8 protein-coding genes and 1 pseudogene are annotated in these 17,636 nt (G+C 77.4%); 2 read left to right on the top strand and 7 right to left on the bottom strand.

Features of this window, described 5'->3' with window-relative positions:
* Nucleotides 1–230: 230 nt before the first annotated feature.
* From ACIQCH_RS15290 to ACIQCH_RS15310, 5 genes are all read right to left on the bottom strand, one after another.
* Nucleotides 231–2,201 (bottom strand): hypothetical protein, encoded by a 1,971-nt coding sequence (locus tag ACIQCH_RS15290; protein ID WP_402581146.1) that lies wholly within the window; start codon nt 2,199–2,201, stop codon nt 231–233.
* On the bottom strand, nt 2,198–6,145 hold the full coding sequence (locus ACIQCH_RS15295) for a DUF5682 family protein (protein ID WP_402581282.1): 3,948 nt from the start codon (nt 6,143–6,145) through the stop codon (nt 2,198–2,200). Before ACIQCH_RS15295 ends, ACIQCH_RS15290 begins: the two co-directional genes overlap by 4 nt.
* A gap of 5 nt (nt 6,146–6,150) precedes the next feature.
* Entirely contained in the window at nt 6,151–7,326 is a 1,176-nt protein-coding gene (locus ACIQCH_RS15300; protein WP_402581147.1) for an AAA family ATPase, read from the bottom strand.
* Between the two features lie 123 nt (nt 7,327–7,449).
* Complete coding sequence (locus ACIQCH_RS15305) at nt 7,450–12,471, bottom strand: DNA-binding protein (RefSeq protein WP_402581148.1); 5,022 nt, start codon at nt 12,469–12,471, stop codon at nt 7,450–7,452.
* On the bottom strand, nt 12,468–13,331 hold the full coding sequence (locus tag ACIQCH_RS15310) for a DUF4132 domain-containing protein (RefSeq protein ID WP_402581149.1): 864 nt from the start codon (nt 13,329–13,331) through the stop codon (nt 12,468–12,470). The genes ACIQCH_RS15305 and ACIQCH_RS15310 overlap by 4 nt, the downstream gene beginning before the upstream one ends.
* 300 nt (nt 13,332–13,631) lie before the next feature.
* Between ACIQCH_RS15310 and ACIQCH_RS15315 the strand changes: the two genes are divergently transcribed.
* A complete protein-coding gene (locus tag ACIQCH_RS15315) occupies nt 13,632–14,954 on the top strand; it encodes a geranylgeranyl reductase family protein (protein ID WP_402581150.1) in 1,323 nt (440 codons plus the stop codon).
* 153 nt (nt 14,955–15,107) lie between these two features.
* Here ACIQCH_RS15315 and ACIQCH_RS15320 read toward each other — a convergent pair whose 3' ends face one another.
* A complete protein-coding gene (locus ACIQCH_RS15320) occupies nt 15,108–15,542 on the bottom strand; it encodes an ATP-binding protein (protein ID WP_402581151.1) in 435 nt (144 codons plus the stop codon).
* A gap of 97 nt (nt 15,543–15,639) precedes the next feature.
* On the opposite strand from ACIQCH_RS15320, the pseudogene ACIQCH_RS15325 reads away from it, so the two are divergent.
* Nucleotides 15,640–16,143 (top strand): annotated as a pseudogene (locus ACIQCH_RS15325) (gluconokinase); the annotation flags it as partial.
* Nucleotides 16,144–16,285: 142 nt separating this feature from the next.
* Here ACIQCH_RS15325 and ACIQCH_RS15330 read toward each other — a convergent pair.
* A complete protein-coding gene (locus ACIQCH_RS15330) occupies nt 16,286–17,593 on the bottom strand; it encodes a chloride channel protein (protein ID WP_402581152.1) in 1,308 nt (435 codons plus the stop codon).
* Between the last annotated feature and the right edge of the window lie 43 nt (nt 17,594–17,636).

Here is a 17,636-nt window from a genome sequence, read left to right on the forward strand (position 1 = left end):
GGCTGGTCCGGAGGCAGGCCCGGGCCGGAGGTGGCCGAAGGCCAGGGCGAAGCCCCTTGCCTCCGGGGTGGGCCTGCCGCAGGGCCTGCAGGCCACCCCTGTCAAGCGCCGAGGGGACCCACACACCACGGGACCCCGCAGCAGGCTCACTGCACCGCCACCCACACCCCCACCCCCACCCCCACCCCCACAAGAGGCTCCGCCCGTAGACCGCCACCGAACACCGCCCGTCAAGCCCACGACGCAGCGACGAGGTGCCGTTCGGCCGCCGACAGGTGGACGGCGGCGGCCAGCCAGGCCCGGGCGTAGGGGTCGGCCGAGGAATCGGTGAGGCGGCCGAAGACGTCGCGGGTACGCCGGTCGGCCTGGGCGGCCAGGGCCTGCGCCAGGTCGGCCGCCGTGCCGAAGCCGGCACGCCGCAGCACGTCGGGGCGACTGACCGGTTCACCGCCCCGGGCCGCCTCGGCCACTGCCCGGCGCCCGCCCGCGACCCCTGTCTCCAGCAGCCGCCGTACCCGCCACAACGGCGAGTCCGCCAACGGGTCCGGACCGGGTCCGACCACCACGGGCGCCGCCGACCCCGGCGCGGCGGCCGGGAAGTGGTCGCCCTGGAGGCGGTCGTACCCCAGGTCGACACGTCCGAGCCGGTCTTCGGGCAGCCGCAGCGTGTACGGGTCACCGGGGACGGGCCCGACCGCGAGGGGGCGCAGGGTCGCCGCCCGGTCCAGGTCGGGACGGCCCAGCACCCGGAGGCGCAGGCCCGGGTGGCCGGCCAGGCGCCGCAGGTTGGCCAGGTGGCCCAGCTCCGGGTGCGGGTGGGCGGGCAGCAGCCGCAGCACCGGGGCCCCGTCCCGTACCGCTCCTTCCGGCGCCAGTTCGCGCACCAGCAGGCTCTCGCCCGCGGCGCCCACCACCTCCACGTCGCACCCGAGCAGCCCGGCTCCGTCACCGGCCCCGAGCGCGGCGGCCGCCAGCCGGTCCGCGACGGCCTCGGCGGCCGGGCGGGCGAACAGGGCCGCGGCCGGGCCCTCCGACCAGGGGACGCCGCGCAGCGGGGTGGCCTTCACGCCGCGCCCGGCGCCCAGCCGGCCGTCGGAGGAGACCGTGGCGCCCACGACGAGCAGGCCCCCGCGGGCCAGTCCGGCGTGGTCGAGCACCGCGCCGCCGAGCGCGACGGGCGCGGAACCGGCGCCCCGGGTCCGGGCGAGGCCGCCCGGTTTGACGTCCGCGAGGGACAGGTGGGCGCCCTCGGGGGTGAGCAGGTGGGTGACGACACCGCCGTACCCCGTGGCGGACAGCACCGGCTCACGGCACAGGCCGAGCACGCGCAGGCTGCCGCCGGGCAGGTACGCACGGCGGCCGCGGCCCGCGAGGTCCGGGTCGGCGGTGCCCGATGCCAGGGCGGAGCTGATGCGCAGCACGTCCAGGAAGGCGCCGGCGAGGTCGGACAGCCGCAGGGCGGAGCTGCGGTCGCGGGCCGCCCGCAGTCCGCGGACCAGCCGCAGGGTGGCCGCCTCGGCCCGGGGCAGGCCGGCCACCCGGGCCGTGTGCGCGGCCCGCAGGAGCTCGGCCTGGACGACGGCGCCCGCGGCCGGCACGCCGGCGGCCAGGGCCGTCGCGGCCACCTGCCACAGGGCACCGGCCGCGGCCGTCTGAGCCGGGCCCAGCGGCTCGGGCCGGACGTCGGCACCGGACCCGGCGCCCGAGCCAGCAGACGAACCAACGCCAGATCCGGCATCCGGACCCACGCCGGATCCAGCACCCGAACGCGCGGCGCCCGCTCCGGCCTCCCGGTCGGCGCCGGAACCGGCGGCCGAACCGGCGGCCGAACCGACATCCGAACCGACATCCGAACCAGCGGCCGAACCAACACCAGATCCGGCATCCGAGTCGGCGATCGGAGCCGCGCCCAGGACCGCGGTCCGGTGCAGGCAGCGCGGTGCCAGCAGGCAGCCGCACACGGCCTCCTCGGCAGCGGTGACCACGCCCGAAGGGCCGGGGCGGACGGTCACCACGGCGTCCTCGCCGAAGCGGACCGAGACCGAACCGTCCGCGGCGGCCACCGCGTCGGCGCCGCAGTCGGCGATCGCCGCGTCCAGCTTCTTCCGCAGCCGGGCGGTCAGGGACTCGACCGCCTCGGCGAGGACGGCCGGTGCGACCGGCGGGAGGGTGGCGACGGGCACGCTCGGGTCGGGGGTCAACGGGCTTCTCCACGAAGTCGGTCGCCCACCCAGCGGGCGAGGGCGAGCGGGCTGAGGGCGGCCACCGGCATCCCGGCGGCGACGAGCTGCCGGGCGACCGGGACCGAATAGCGGGGCGTACCCCGGTCGTCGAGGGCGGCGCAGCCCAGCAGGTGGGCCCCGGAGGACGCGAGCGCCCGGACCTCGCCGAGCAGCCCGCTCACCGGGTAGCCCTCTTCGAAGTCGCTGACCACCACGACGAGCGTCCGGCTGGGCACGGTGATCAGCGAGCGGGCGTGCGCGAGACCGGCCGCGATGCGCGTACCGCCGCCGACGCGTACCTCCAGCAGCAGCGACAGCGGGTCGTCCACGCGGTCGGTCAGGTCCACCACGCTGGTGGAGAAGGCGAGGAAGTGGGTCGACAGCGTCGGTACGCCGGCCAGGACCGCGGCCGTCAGCGCGGACCAGACCACCGACGCCTCCATGGAGCCCGACACGTCGACGACCAGGACCAGCCTCCAGTCGGCCTCCCGGCTCACCCGGGTGCCGAACACCGGCCGTTCCGGCACGACGCGCACGCTGCCGTCCGGCAGCCTGCGCGTGTGGGCCAGGTTGGCCCTCAAGGTACGGGCGAGGTCGAGGCGCCCGCCCGGCCTCGGGGTCGGACGCGGGGTGGTGAGTCCCGACAGCGCCGGCCGCGTCCGCGTGGCCAGCTGCTTCGTCAGCTCCTCGACCAGTCGCCTGACCAGCGGCCGCAGCCGGGCCAGCCGGTGCTCGGGCAGGCCGCCGGCCAGCGACAGCACCGAGGCGAGCAGGTCCACCGACGGGCGCACGGACGCCGGGTCGAGCTCGGCCAGCACGTCGGTGCGCCCCGTGTCGACGGCCGCGGCGAGCACCTCCTCCCGGACGTCGGACCCGAAGAGCGCCTCGAGTTCCGCGGCCCACTCCCGGGCCGTGGGGAAGGCGGCCTCCTGTCCCCCGCCCGCGCCCGGTGCACCGTGCGGGTCGAGGTCGGCGGCGCCTTCGCCGCGCCCGGCCCCGTACAGCTCGTCCAGGGCGCGGGCGTGGCGCCGGGACGCGGCGGGCAGCCGGTCGTGCTCGCGACCGAGCAGCAGCCGCCACCGGTCGGCCGCACCGATCCGCGGCCCGTCGGACGGACCGGCGGGGCCGTCGGCCGGGGCGGTGGACGGGCCAGCGGAGCCGTCGGCCGAGACGGTGCACGGACCAGCGGAGCCGTCGGCCGAGACCACGTGGCGGTGGGTCGGAGCGGTGGGCCCGTCGACCGGTACACCCGCCCCAGGCGCCCCGGTGACGCCCTCCACGCGCGGTCCCGTTGCGTCGGGCAGGGCCAACTCCTTCAGCGCGGCCGCGCCCGCGGCATCCGCGGCCGCCCACAGGGCGAGCAGTGCGGGCGGCGCCTCGAGGGAGAGGTCCAGCCGGTCGCCGAGCCGGCCGGCCACCGCGTCCAGCAGGCGGCCGCGCGCGGCGGGCGCCAGAACGTCGAACCCGCCGCGCAGTGCGGGCAGCCGGTCCAGGAACTCCCGGTCGGCCAGGGCCTCGACCCGGTCGAGCACGGGGTCCAGGGCGTCCGCGGACGTCTGGAGCAGCGGTCCGGCGGCGGCGAGGAGGCCGCTCAGACGGCGGGTGAGCCGGCGGCGGCCCTCGGCGTCGGTCGCGGTGTCGATCCAGCCGGCGGCCCGGGAGCCGAGGTCGGCCGTCGGCTCCAGGTGCAGCAGCACCCGTACGGCCAGGGCGGCGCCCTGCATCAAGGGCGAGCCGGTGTCCGCGAGCGCCGCCAGCGCCTGGTCGAGGCGCAGCCCGAGGTGGTGGGCGGCGGCCCGGTCGGCCAGGGCCACCAGCGCGGCGGCGTCCGCCGGTTCGTCGCTGCCGGCCAGGCCGGGCAGCGTGCGCACCGCCGCTTCGAGGAGCACCGCGGCGAGCGCGGCCGCCTCGGCACGGGCCTCGGGGCCGGTACCGGGGAGGTGGCCCCGGTGGAGGGCGTCCAGCAGGTCGAGCGCCTGGAGGAGTTCGGGCAGGCTCGCGCAGCCCGGCAGCACCTCGGCGGCCTCCGCGAGCCGTACGGCGACCAGGTCGGGCAGGTCGCAGCGGGCGGCGTCCCCCAGGCCGGTCAGGATCTGCGCGCAGGTCGGGCCGCCCTCGGCGGCCTCCTGCCGTGCGGTGGCGCGCAGGGTGCCGGCGGCCGCCTGGGCCGCGGTGACGCCGCGTACGCCGGCGAGGTCGAGGCGGGCGGTCACGGCGGGGGTCCAGGACAGCCGCCACTTGGTCCCGAGGGCGGTGCCGTCGCCGGTGGCCGCCACCCTGAGCGGCTCTCCGTACGAGGCGCCGCAGACGAGCAGGCGTTGCAGCAGGACCTCGCGCCGGGCGTCGGTGGGCGAGCGCAGCGGCTCGAGGCGGATCTCGCGCGGGGCGGGGTCCTCGGGACGGGGCAGGCGCAGGGCGGCCAGTTCCCGTTCCACGGACGGCCCGAGGCCCGAGCGCGGGGTGCGGGGCGAGAGCCGTCCCCGGTCGGTGCCCACGAGGACGGCTTCCAGGGCGCGGGCCAGCGCCCGGCCGCGGCCGAGCGGCTCGCCCTGTCCGAGGACGGTGGTGACGGCCTCGACCAGTTCGGCGCGCCCGGGCGCGGGCAGGCCGCGCAGCCGGGCCAGGTCCCCGGCCAGCCGCAGGGTCTCGGCGGCTTCCCCGGTGCCGGCGGTGTGCCCGGCGTCGCGCAGTTCGCGGCACACTGCCGTGACGACGCGCGCGGCGGCCCCGTGTATCCGCTCCGGGTCGCCGGCCGCCCGCAGGACGGCCTGCTGCCACAGGGGGTCGCGGATGCCCGCGGGGTAGCCGGAGCGGGAGTCGAGCAGGTCGAAGGAGTAGGGAACGAGGGACGTCACGGGTGCCGGGTCGGCCGGGGCGGTCGCGGCGCCGCCGCCCGGAAGCCGGACGGAGCCGGGCCGGGTGTCGGCGCCGGTCCTGCTCCTCGGTACGGATCCGGACCCGCCCACCGCACCGTCTTCGGCGCCCGACCCAGACCCGCCCACTGCAGCGCCTTCGCCATCGGGCCCGGCCCCACCCACCGCAGCGTCACCGGCGTCGGACGGAGCAGTGGCCCCCAACAGCCCTTCCACATCCGGGCGTTGGCCGTCCGTGGCCGTCAGGGCAGGCGCGTGGAAGGCGCCGACGACCGCCGCGACGGTGCGGCCGCCCGCCGAGGCGGCGCGGATCACCCGCCGCATGTGAGCCTCACGGGCCAGGTCCCGCGCGGGGACGGTGCCGTCGGCCTCGGCGTCGCGGCGCAGGGCCCAGCCCACGCCGAGGGCGGCGCGGCGGACCGCTTCGGGCGTGCAGCCCGGGGCCAGCACCTCCACGGCGCGGTCCCACAGGTCCTCGCCGTCGCGTCCCGTACCGGCCGCGGCGAGGGCTTCCGCGAAGGAACGCCCGGCGGCCGGGGTCGCGGCGTCCGCCGCGCGCCCACCCGCTCCGGCCGCCGCGCCCTGCGCGGCCCGTTCGACCTCCGCGGCCTCCCCCGCTCCCGGAGCCACCACGTCCGCTTCGGGCCCGGTCCAGCCCGTGTCGGCCAGCGGCAGGTCGCAGCAGAGCACCTCCACCCCGTGCTCGCGAGCCCAGCGGATCGCGGCCAGTTCGGGCGAGAAGTCCGCGAAGGGATAGAACGCCGGCAGGCCGGCCGGGCCGATGCCGGCCAGGGCGACCGGCGCCCTGGTCTCCGGATCGGCCAGGTGCTCCAGCCAGTCCTGGAAGTCGACGGGCAGTTCCACGCACACGACCTGCGCGCCGGCCGCGTCCAGCAACGCGGGGGTGACCGCGGCGAGGGCCGGGCTGTGGTGGCGTACGCCGATCAGGTAGGGCGCGCGGCAGGCACCGAGGGCGTCGACGGCGGCGCCGGGCCCGTCGCCGGGGCCCGCTCCCCCGCCGTCGCGGGGCTCGGAGGTCTGCTGGGTCAGGTCCGTCACCGCAGGCTCCCGCGCAGGTCCCACAGGCGGCGCCACATGGCGGAGCCCTCCTCGGCCCGGCGGCGCACCGGACCGTCCCAGTAGCCGAGCATCCGGTCGTGGTCGGCGGGGTCGTCCTTGCGGACCACGCCGAGCAGGTGGCCCGGCAGCAGGTCCAGGACGTCACCGCCGGGGAGGTACGCGGCGGCCACCCCGAGCGAGGTCGCCACCTGCACCGCCTCGGCGGTGGACATCACCGTGCCGGGCCGTTCCACGTCCCAGCCCTCGGCGGAGCGGCCGCCCCGCAGGTCGCGGAAGACGGTCACCAGCGCGTCCAGCACCGCGTCGTCGACCGCGAAGGCGGCCCCGGCGCGCTCCACCGCGGCGACCGCCTGGCGGCGGACCAGGGCGGCCTCGGCGTCCGCGTCGGGGATGGGCTGCACCGTCTCGAAGTTGAAGCGCCGCTTGAGGGCCGCGGACATCTCGGACACGCCGCGGTCGCGCAGGTTGGCGGTGGCGATGACGGTGAAGCCGGGCGCGGCGCTGACCACCGCGTCCTCGGTGGCGGTCAGTTCGGGCACCATGACGCGCCGCTCCGACAGCAGGGAGACGAGGGCGTCCTGCACTTCCGGCAGGCAGCGGGTGATCTCCTCGATCCGGGCCACGCGGCCGGTGCGCATGGCGGTGAGCACCGGGGAGTCGACCAGGGCCTGCGGGGTCGGTCCCTGCGCGAGCAGCAGGGCGTAGTTCCAGCCGTACCGGAACGCGTCCTCCGTGGTGCCCGCGGTGCCCTGGACGGTGAGGGCGCTGGTGCCGCAGACGGCGGCCGACAGCAGTTCGGACAGCAGGGACTTGGCGGTGCCCGGGTCCCCGACGAGCAGCAGTCCGCGCTCGCCCGCGAGGGTGACCACGCAGCGTTCCACGAGGGCGCGCTCGCCGACGAACTTCGGGCTGATGGCCAGCTTGGCGGGCAGCCCGGCGCGGCGGCGGGGCAGGGCGAGCTCCTCGCCGCCGCTGCCGCAGACGAACGTGACCACGGCGCGCGGGGTCAGGGCCCAGCCCGGCGGGCGGGGGCCGGTGTCCTGGGCCGCGAGGAACGCGAGTTCGGCGGCGTACCGCTCCTCGGCGGGGAGCACCTGCCGGGCGGCGGGTGCGGCAGCGGGCTGCGGGGGCTGTGGGGCGACGGTCGTCATCGGGTCCTCATCAGGTGGATCGGGCGGGTGGTCGTCGGAAGACGGAGGGGGCGGGGGCGTCGGTGCGAAGGAGCGGACGCCCGGTCGCCGGCCCGCTCCGGTCGGGAGCGGGCCGGCGCCCGTTCAGCGGCGGCGCCCGCGCCGGCGCACGGTCAGCTCCGCGAAGCGCGGTACGTCGCCCTCGCGGACGCGCTGCCACGCCCTGCGGTACAGGTCGGCGACGGGCTCGGTGGGCACGATCACGCCGAGCGGGGCCGTGCGGCCGGCGAGCAGCTCGTAGAGGGGCGCCTTCCACTCCTCCACCGGCAGGCACGGCGAGGCGGGCTCCACCCATCCGCCCGGCAGGAACAGGCTGCGCCCGGCGCGGGTCCGGCGGGCCGTCACCACGAGGTCGGTGTCGGCCAGTTCGGCGCGGGCGGCCCGGATCCGGGCCGGCTTCCAGCCCGTCCACCGGGCGGTGTTGCGGTCGGTGGGGTCGGGCATCGCCAGCAGCATGAGGTACAGGGCGGCGGCGTCCGCACCCAGGCCGTGCCCGGCCGCAGCCTCGGCGACGAGGTCGGGCACCGAGCGGGTCGGGTCCTGGGGCCACCACGTGCCGTCCCCGTCCGGCGCCGGGCCGGCCGCGGGGGTGCCCGGGTCGGCGAGCAGCTCGGCGAAGCGGCCGCCGGAGACGAGCCGCAACGCCGTTTCGACCGGGAAGGGCTGCTGGTCGGCGCCGCGCAGCAGCGGCACGTACGGGTCACCGCCCGCGGAGTCGAGCAGGGCGGGGACGAGGGCCGGCATGGGCTGGCTGTCGTGGGTGGCCATCACCACCGCCCCGTACTGCTCGTAGCGCTCGGTGGTCCGGGTGGGCGCGCCCGCGGCCTTGCGGAACGCGGGCAGGTTCGCGTACCCGCAGAGGGTCAGCAGGAGCTCCGGGGCGGCCAGCCGCTGCCGGATCGCGGTGAGCGCCGGCGGCAGCAGGGCACGCACCGGGTCCCCGGCCGGGAGTCGGTGGGCGAGCCAGGCGGTCATGGCCACCGCGCCGGTCAGGACGTCGGCGGAGAAGACCTCGGCGCCCTCGGGGCCCTGCGGCTGCGCACGGTCGCCCTTCACCTCCCACGGGACGTCGGTGCCCAGTGCCGGTGAGGCGGCCGGATCGAGGACGGCGGTCAGGGAGCGCAGGGCGGGCCAGGGGGCCCTGATGCCGCGGTGCGCCTCGGTGACGAGCCACTCGGGCACGGGCGTGCGGCGGCCGACGCGCCGGTTCCACACCTCGGCGGCCGCGGCGGCGTCCGGTCCGTGCGTCCACAGCCCGGCGGGGTCGGTGGGGAGCAGGGCGGCGACCAGTTCGCGACGCACCTCGGCGGTCAGCTGCTTGAGCTCCTCCTTGGCCGTGGCGGCCTCGGTGACCTTGACGCCGAGCAGGGTGCGCTGCTCGGTGGGCAGGAAGCTGCGCTCGTAGTCGTCGACGTGCGGCAGGCCGGCCACGACCAGTCGGGCCAGGGTGGTGGACACGCCGGTGAGCCGGGCGAACTCCTCGGCCGCCTCGGGGAGCCAGGGCGCCGGGCCGCGCCCGTCGGCCTCGTCCAGGAACCGGGTCAGCCAGTCGACGGGGCGTCCGGGGTCGCCCAGCGGGCCGTCGCCGCGGGACGTGTAGGGCTCGGGCACGGCGCACGTGCCGGCGGGGTCGTACCGGAGCGCCTCGAGCACGATCCCGTCGCTCACCTGCTGCCAGTGCTCGGTGGTGGCGAGGAACCCGCCGCCGCCGAGGGGCAGGACGCTGCGGTGGTACGCGCTGTACTCGCCGCCGTCCGGGCGGCGCAGGTGGCGCTGGGCCAGGTGCACCCGCTGCCGGCGCCACCGGCCGGTGGCGGCGGCGAGGCCCAGCCCGTCGATGCGCGCCAGCAGGGCCAGCAGCGCCCCGCGGTGTTCGTCGGCGGTGCCGGCGGCGACCGCCCGGTAGGCGAGGGCGGCGGGGTGCTCGAGCAGCGGGGTCCAGGCCAGGACGGAGTACGGGAGGGCGGGCAGCTGGCAGTGCAGCCGTCCGGGTACGGCCACGGCCTCGGTGTCGGCGGCCGCGTCGGCGAACGCGCGCAGGGCGCGGAAGACCGCATCGGCCTCGCCACCGCCCCACCGGTGGCGGACGCTTCCGGTCAGGCCGGACAGGGCCTGGTCGAGCACCCGGTCCTCGGGGCCTTCCGGGGTCCGCGCGTCGGTGTCGCCGTGCGGGCCGGCGGCCAGTCGTGCGGCGATCCGCTCCAGGGCGGTGCGCTGGGCGAGCGCGAAGGCGAGCACGTCGACCACGCCCCGGACCAGGAGGGGGTCGCAGACGTCGGGCAGGGCCGCGCGGACCGCGGCGGCGAGCGCCTCGGTGCGGTCGGCCGCCTCCTCTCCGGCGGCGTCGGAGGCCGCGACGGCTGCGGTGAACAGCGCGCCGGCCCGTCCGGCGTCCACCGCGCGCAGGTCGAGGGAGCCTTCGGGGTCGCGCGGACGCAGGCAGAACCAGTGGTCCGCGGGCGGGAGCTTGGAGGTGCGGGAGCGGGACCCGTAGCCGTCGTGCCAGCGCGAGCGGGCGGTGACGGCGCCCTCGGGGTCGGTGAGCCGGAACTCCTGCCAGGTCTCGGCCAGGGCCCGGGGCCGGTCGTCACCGGGGAGGACCAGCGCCGCGAGGGGCATCTCGCCGCCCTCGGGCACCCGGACCGTGCGGCCGGCGGTGTCGGCCGCCCGCCAGCCCTGGTCGGGTACGTGCACGACGCGCCAGCCCAGGAGGCCGTCCGCGGGGGCGCCGAGCACGGAGTCGGGGACGGCGGGCACGGGGCGCAGCCAGCTCGACCGCTCGGCCAGGAAGCTGCCTTCGGGGTGGCCGTCGAGGGCGTCGGCGAGGAAGCCGGGGAGGGACCGTCGGCCGCTCGTGCCGCCGTCCGGGTCGTACTCCCGCCAGCCCACCGGCTTCTCCTCGGTGTCCCAGGTCCAGTAGGACCGGCCGTCGGTGATGACCGGGCGCTCCTGGGGCAGCCGGGTGTCCCCGCGGTGCAGGACGCCCGCGCCGGTGGTGCGGCCGCCGTCGGGCAGGGGCAGCCCGACCTGGTCGAGCGTCAGGCGCCACGCCTGCTGGCCGGTGTCGAGGGTGAACACGTCGTCCGGGGCGGTGTGCCAGTAGGCCTGCGTGTCCGCGCCGCCCTGCCAGGAGCGCCAGCAGACCAAGAGCGCGCCGTCGACGTAGTGGTAGCCCACGTTGCGCTGGTCGTTGCCGGGGATGCGCAGGTCGTGGACGAGGACGGTGGACTCCGCGTCGATCACGCGTACCTGGTGCCGGTTGGCCACGATCAGGTGCGGCCACGCGGTCAGGACGGTGAGCTCCGGGGAGTCGGGGCGGGGGGCGAGCTCGGCGAGCGCTTCCTCCCAGGCGGGCCAGGTGAGTTCCTCGAAGAGACCACCGCGCAGGGTGCGGCCCGCGAGGGCCCCGAGGTCCGTGGCGGCCGCGGCGGCGACCTCCTCCTCGGCGAGGGCCAGGGCCTCCGCGGGCAGCCACGTGAGGCGCTCGACGGCCTGCGGGAACAGCGGCAGGCCGGTGTCGGAACAGGAGCGCGCCACGTCGGCGACCCACTCGGCCAGCAGCGGGCGACCGCCCGGGGCGGCGGCCAGGCGGCGCAGGACGGTCTTGCTCTGGTCGGTTCCGTTGAGGGCGTACGCGGCGCGCCGGAACGCGGGCCGGAACCGCTCGTCGGCGGCCAGGCCGAGCAGGTCGCGGGGCCGCTCGGCCCGCGCCCAGTCGTCCAGGTCCAGCGCGTCCTGCGGGCCCGGCGCGACGACCGGCAGGTCGAGGGCCAGCAGCAGGTCCAGCAGGTCGACGTCCTGGACGCCGATGCGCAGGCCCGTCTCGCGTCCCGGTTCGGCGAGTTCGGCGCGCAGCCGGTCGGCACAGCGCTCGACGAGGTCGAGCAGCAGCGGCAGGGTCGGGCGGGAGCCCCATCCGGAGTGCCGGGCCGTGTGGAAGCGCTCCAGCCAGCGGGCGGTGCCGTCCGGGCTGGCTTCTTCGGCCGGAACGGAGGGTGACAGCAGGCCGGCGGTGGCGCCGGACTCGTCGAGGATGTCCAGCCAGAGGGCGGAGAGTTCGCCGTTGTCGCCCTCGCACGCGGGCGTGGCGGACAGCAGGGTGCCGCGCACCGCGGGGGTGCGGCGGGCCAGGGCGACCAGCGCGCTGCGGTGCGCCTTCCACCAGCCGGTGGCCGCCCGGAGGGTCGCCGGCAGCGGCAGCAGGTCGGCGAGGTAGTCCTGTTCGGCCTCCGCGGCGTCGAGGCCGGCCGCCCGGGCCAGGCGGCGCAGGGCGACGGCCGCCTGGGCGGAGGGGGCCATGCCGCCCGCGGTGCGCCGCACGCACAGGCGGCGGAAGCGCTCGTACGCCTCCGTGGCCGGCAGGCGCGCCGCCAGGTCGTTGGCGTAGCCGGTGAGCACGCGGACCGGCAGGGCGCCGGCGAGCGCGAACTCCAGGAAGACAGCGTCGAGCCGGTCCTGGTCCACCGCCAGGCCGTGGGTGGCCTCGCTCTTGCGGGCCCGGGTGAACAGCTGCGCGGCGTAGGTCGGGTTCTCCACCGCCAGGAAGAGGCGTCCGGCCTGCTCGAGGAAGACCGGCAGGAAGTGCGGGACGGCGGCGGCCAGCCGGCCGGCGATCTCCTGGCAGGCCTCCATGGCGGCCTTGGGCTTGGTCGCGGCCTGCCGGGCCACGCGCTCCAGCTCGGGTACGAGGGCCAGGGCGTGGTGGCCGTCCGCGGGGTGGTGGACGAGAACCCATTCGGGGAATCCGAGGCTCTGGCGGCGGCCGACGCCGACCACGGCCGGCTCGCCGTCGGGCACCAGGCCGAGGAACCCGGCGGAGAGGTCCTCCGCGGCCGCGAGTTCGGCGGGGGCGAGCCGGACCACGACGCGGTCGTCGGCGAGCCCGGGGTGGCGGTAGGTCCGGGCCGTGAGGTCCACGGCCTCGGGGCCGGCGTCCCGGGTGCCCACGGGCAGCACCGCTCCGGCCTTGAGCAGCAGTTCGGACGCGCGCATGCGCTCCTGGGTGGTGGCGGCGCTGTCGCCGTTCGTCTTCGTGTCCATGGTCCCGGTGGTGGTGTCGGTGGTGGTGACGATGTGGGTGGTGGTGCCGGTGGCGGGGGTGGTCATGCGCCGCCCTCCTCGATCCGGCGGCCGGCGTACAGCGCGGCGGCCATCCGCATCCCCTCAGACCAGGCGACCGGGCCGACCTCGCCCAGCGGGACGGCGCGGCCCTCCTCGTCCTGCCAGGTCAGGGCGCCGGTGGTGGAGTCGCCGTCCCAGTAGGGCTCGCCGATCCAGACGGCCGCCTCGAGCCTGCGTCCCGCGTCGCTGACGGTGCAAGTGGCGTACCCGCCGGAGACCCGGTAGCCGAGGCCGGTGGCCCGGGCCGCGAGGCGGAACCTCGAGGGGTAGCCGCCGCCGGCGAAGTCGCGCACCTCGGTCGTGTCGGCCGCGAGGTCCGCCGGCCTGGTCCAGGTCGCGCGGTGGATCTGCTCGACCCGCTGGACGACACCCAGTTCCGCGGCGAACTCCCGTACGTCCTCCAGGTCGGGGAGCAGCACCGGGTGCGGCAGGGTCACCGTGGCGGCGGACAGTCGGACCGTCTCGCCGTCGAGGTTGACCACGCGCAGTTCCCCGGAGGCGGTGGCGTCGCGCAGGAAGCCGGCCTCGTCCGGGTCGTCGCCCACGACGACGGCGTCGCGCAGCGCGCCCTGCCAGGCCTCGTCGGGCCAGACCCGGGCGAGCAGGGCGGTGGGAACGGGCAGGGAGGAGACCATCCAGCCGTCCACCTGCGCCACGCAGGCGGCGGCGTGCCGGTCCAGCCATTCGGAGAGCCGGCGCAGCCGGTCCACCTCCGGGTGTTCCCGCAAGCCCTTGGGAAGGGCCTTCAAAGGACGCCCCGCGGCCCGACCGGTGACAGCGCGTGCTGCCACCTTGCCTTCCACCAGGGCGATTTCGTACCTGTCGCCCACTGCCAGCCAGCCCATCTTCGGTGCCCCCTCGTGCGACCCGTCGCGATCCGCGCAGCCGGAACCAGAGGGCCCAACTGCCCCCTGAGCTGCGGTATGTGCGGGACAGTAGCGGGGGCCACTGACAACGGTCCGGCGCGGGGGTCGGCTGGCCCGGGGTCAGACACGGGTCGCCGACGGTCCGTTACGGTCCGTCACCGCACCTGGGTCCGTCGGCATCGGTGCGCTCCGGTCTTCGAGCGGCGCCGGCACGAGAACAGCCGGCGCCGTCGGCGCTGCGGCACGGCCGGGCCGCCCGGCGAGGGCCATAGTGGTGACGTGATCACCGAACGTGACAAGGCCGGTGGCGGCTCCTCGGAGCCGGCAGCCGCAGCCGATGAAGAGGCTCAGGTCATCGTGGTCGGGGCGGGGCCGGCGGGGTCCGCCGCGGCGGTGCACCTGGCGCGGGCCGGGGTGGACGTGCTGCTGCTGGAGAAGGGCGGCTTCCCCCGGGAGAAGGTGTGCGGCGACGGACTCACACCGCGGAGCGTGTACCAGTTGGTCCGCATGGGGGTCGACATCAACGGCCCGGGGTGGATGCGCAACAAGGGGATGCGCTGGGTGTGCGAGGGCCGCCAGGTGGAGTTGGACTGGCCGCGGCTGGGCCGGCTCCCGGACTTCGGGCTCACCCGTACCCGGCACGACTTCGACGAACTGCTGGCCGGACTCGCCGCCGCCGCGGGAGCGCGGCTGCGCACGGGAGTCAAGGTGACGGCCCCGCTGACCGACCGGGACGGGTACGTCACCGGCGTGGCCGCCTCCCGCGGGCCCGCGCAGGAACCGGTCCGCTATCGGGCGCCGCTCGTGGTCGCGGCGGACGGCGCCTCGGCGCGGACGGCGCTGGCGCTGGGCCTGGAACGCGACGCGCGCCGGCCGGTCGCGGCGGCGGCCCGGCGGTATTACCGCAGCGAGGTCCGGACGAACGACCCGTACCTGGAGCTCTGGGCCGATCTGCGCTGCCCGGGCACCGGCCTGGACCTGCCCGGCTACGGCTGGGTGTTCCCGCTCGGGGACGGGCGCGTCAACGTCGGTCTGGGTGCCCTGCCGCAGCACCGGCGCAGCCGTCCGGTGGACCTGCGGGCGGCCCTGGACCACTGGCTGATCCGGGTGCCCGCGCACTGGGGCCTGCGGGAGGAGAACGCGGACTCACCGCTGCGCAGCGCTCCGCTGCCGATGGGGCTGAACCGGCGGCCCCAGTACCGTCGGGGTCTGCTCCTGGTCGGGGACTCGGCCGGCATGGTCAGTCCGTGGAGCGGTGAGGGCATCGCGCAGGCGCTGGAGGCCGGGGAGGTGGCCGCGGAGACCATCGCCCTGGCCCTGGCCCGGCCCGCGGGGCCGCGGCGGGAGCACGCGTTGCTCCACTACCCGGCGGAGATCCGGCGCCGCTGGGCGCGCTACTACCGGCTGGGCAGCCTGGTCGGCGACCTCGTCTTCTCCCGGTACGGCTTCCGGCCCGTGCTCCATCCCCGCGTGATGGCCTCGCCCAAGCTCCTGGGCGTCCTGGCCCGGCTGCTCACCGACGTGACGGACGATCCGGCCCACGACGGCGTCGACGCCCTCCTGCACGCCCTGGTGCGCCTCGTCCCGTCGCCCCGGCGGTAACCACGGGCCGTACCTCGGGAGGTGACGGCTCGGGGCCGGCGGACCGCGCGTCCGGGCGGACTCCCGCCCGGTCCATATGGGGGCGCCCCTGGTGTCGGCCCCGGGACGCGGGCGCGCACCGGCCCGGGGGACGCCCCGGGCCGGTGCGCGGTGTCACCCGGGGCCGTCGGGCCGGCCGGCGGCGCCGGGCGGTCGGAAGCAGGCGGTGATCGCCTTGCCCCGCGCGCAGGGGTGGACGTCCACGGCGTCGGCGAGGACGTCCACGATGCCCAGGCCCCGCCCGGACGTCGCCCCCGCCGCGGCCGGCTCCGGGCGCGGCGGGTGGCGCGGGTCGGTGTCCGCGACGCTCACGTGCAGACAGCTGCCGTCCCAGGTGAGGACCAAGTGGGCGGTGCTCGCGGCGTGCACGTGCGCGTTGGTCACCAGTTCGGAGACGGTGAGCAGCACGGAGTGCACCGTGTCCGGGGCGTCCCGGGTCCAGGCCAGCGTGGACAGGTGCTCGGCGGTCCACGCGCGGGCCGCGCGCACCCCTTTCGTCACGGGAAACGAATGGGCCCAGCCCACCGCGCGCAGTTCCAATGTCCTCACCTGCCCGATCTCCTGACACGCCGCCATCCCGCGTCTACCCCGGCCCGGCCGGCCCATCCGCGCCCCGGACCGGTCCGCCGTGCGGTTGGGTAGGGGCATGCAACCACAACCGGTCGTCGTCGTGATGGGCGTGTCGGGCACCGGCAAGACCACCGTCGGTCGTCTCCTGGCGGCCGCACTGTGCGTCCGCTACGCCGACGGGGACGACTTCCATCCGCGGCGGAACGTGGCGAAGATGGCCGCCGGCACACCGCTGGACGACGCCGACCGGTGGCCGTGGCTGGACGCCGTCGGTGCGTGGGCACGGGGACGGGGCGACCGCGGGGGCGTGGTGTCGGCCTCGGCCCTGAAGCGTGCGTACCGCGACCGGCTGCGCGCGGCGGCGCCCGACGCGGTCTTCGTCCACCTGGCCGGCGACCGGGACCTGACCGGCCGCCGCATGGCCGCGCGCACCGGGCACTTCATGCCGGTGGCACTGCTGGACTCCCAGTTCGCCGCCCTGGAACCGCTCGGGCCGGACGAGCGGGGGGTCACCGTGCCGGTCGACGGCACTCCCGAGGAGACCGCTCGGCTGGCCCTGGACGCGCTGCACGGGCTGCAGGGTCTACAGGGGCCGCAGGGGCTGCAGGGGCCGCAGGGGCTGCAGCGGCCGGGCGGGCGGCGCGACGGCGGACCGCCGGGGGGCCCGCCGCTGCCGTGAGGACCGCGCGCCACGGGGCGCGGGCCGACCGGAGCGGTACCGCTCATCGAGCCGGCGGGCGGGGCTGCGGCGCGGCCCCGCCGGGCGGGGGTCGGTCCCGGCGGTGCGCCCGCGCGGGGCGGGCCGCGCACAGCCGCTGGACGGCCATGGCCCCCACGGTGGCGAACAGCACCGGTACGACCAGGGCGCGTGGCGCGTCGGTGAACTCCAGCATCAGGACCACGGCCGTGAGGGGGATGCGCTGGGCGGCGGCGAGGAAAGCGGCGCCGCCGACGACCGCGTGGGCCGCCAGCGTGGTACCCGGCCACACCAGGGCCCAGACGCCGCCGGCCAGGACCCCGAGGAGGGCGCCGTTGGCCACGGACGGGGTGAGCAGGCCCCCGCGGGCCCCCGCGCGGAGGGTCAGCAGCACGACGAGCGTGCGCAGGGCCAGGAGCACGGCGGTCAGCCCCAGGGCCGGCTGGGTGGTGAACGCCACCTCTGCCGGCCCCTTGCCGTTGCCCAGGAGTTGCGGGTACGGGATGGCCAGCAGGCCGATGAGGACGAACGCGGCCGGGGCGGTCAGCAGCAGCATGCGCCCCCGTGGTGCGCTGCGGCCCGCGCGGGCGCAGGCCCTGGAGAACAGGTGCGCGCAGAGGCCGATGAGCGGGCCGGCGACGGCGGACCAGACGACGAGCGAGGCCCCCACGGTCAGGCGGGTGAGGTGGAAGGCGGGTTCGTCGGGCAGCGCCGCCCACGAGATCACCGTCGCCAGGGCGGCGACGGCCGCCGCCGGGACGAGGGCGCCGACCGCCCAGGTGCCCAGCAGGACTTCCAGGGTGAAGACGGTCCCGCCCAGGGGGACGTCGTACACGGCGGCCAGACCGCCGCCCGCGGCGGAGGCCACCAGCACGCGGCGCTGACCGACCGTCAGTCCGGGGTGCCGGCAGACCGCGGTGGCGAAGAGCGCGGCCAGCTGGCGCGGGGCCGTCTCGCGGCCGAGCGGCGAGCCGAGGCCGACGGTCACGATCTGCAGGAGGGCGTGCCAGGTGGTGGAGAGCGCGGGCATGTGCGGGCGGCGGGCGGCCACCGCCTCCTCGACGCCGACCAGAGGCTGTCCGAAGCGGTAGAGGGCCCACCAGCCCGTGCCCGCCACGATCCCGCCCACCGCCATGGCCACCACCCGGCGGGCCGGTGCGGCGGCCTCGACGCCGGACAGGAACGAGCCCTCCGTGTAGCCGTACGCGAGGTGCTGCACCGCGTGCAGCAGCAGTGCGAGGCCGGTCCCGGCGGCACCGGCCAGCACCCCCACGACCACGGTGGCCACGGCGAACCGCCACGACCAGCTGCCCCGGGATCCACCGTCAGCCACGCCGGAACTCTAGCCGAATCGGGACGAAAGGGACTGCGTCCGG

The sequence above is a fragment of the Streptomyces sp. NPDC093225 genome (assembly GCF_044753805.1).
Classification (GTDB): domain Bacteria; phylum Actinomycetota; class Actinomycetes; order Streptomycetales; family Streptomycetaceae; genus Streptomyces.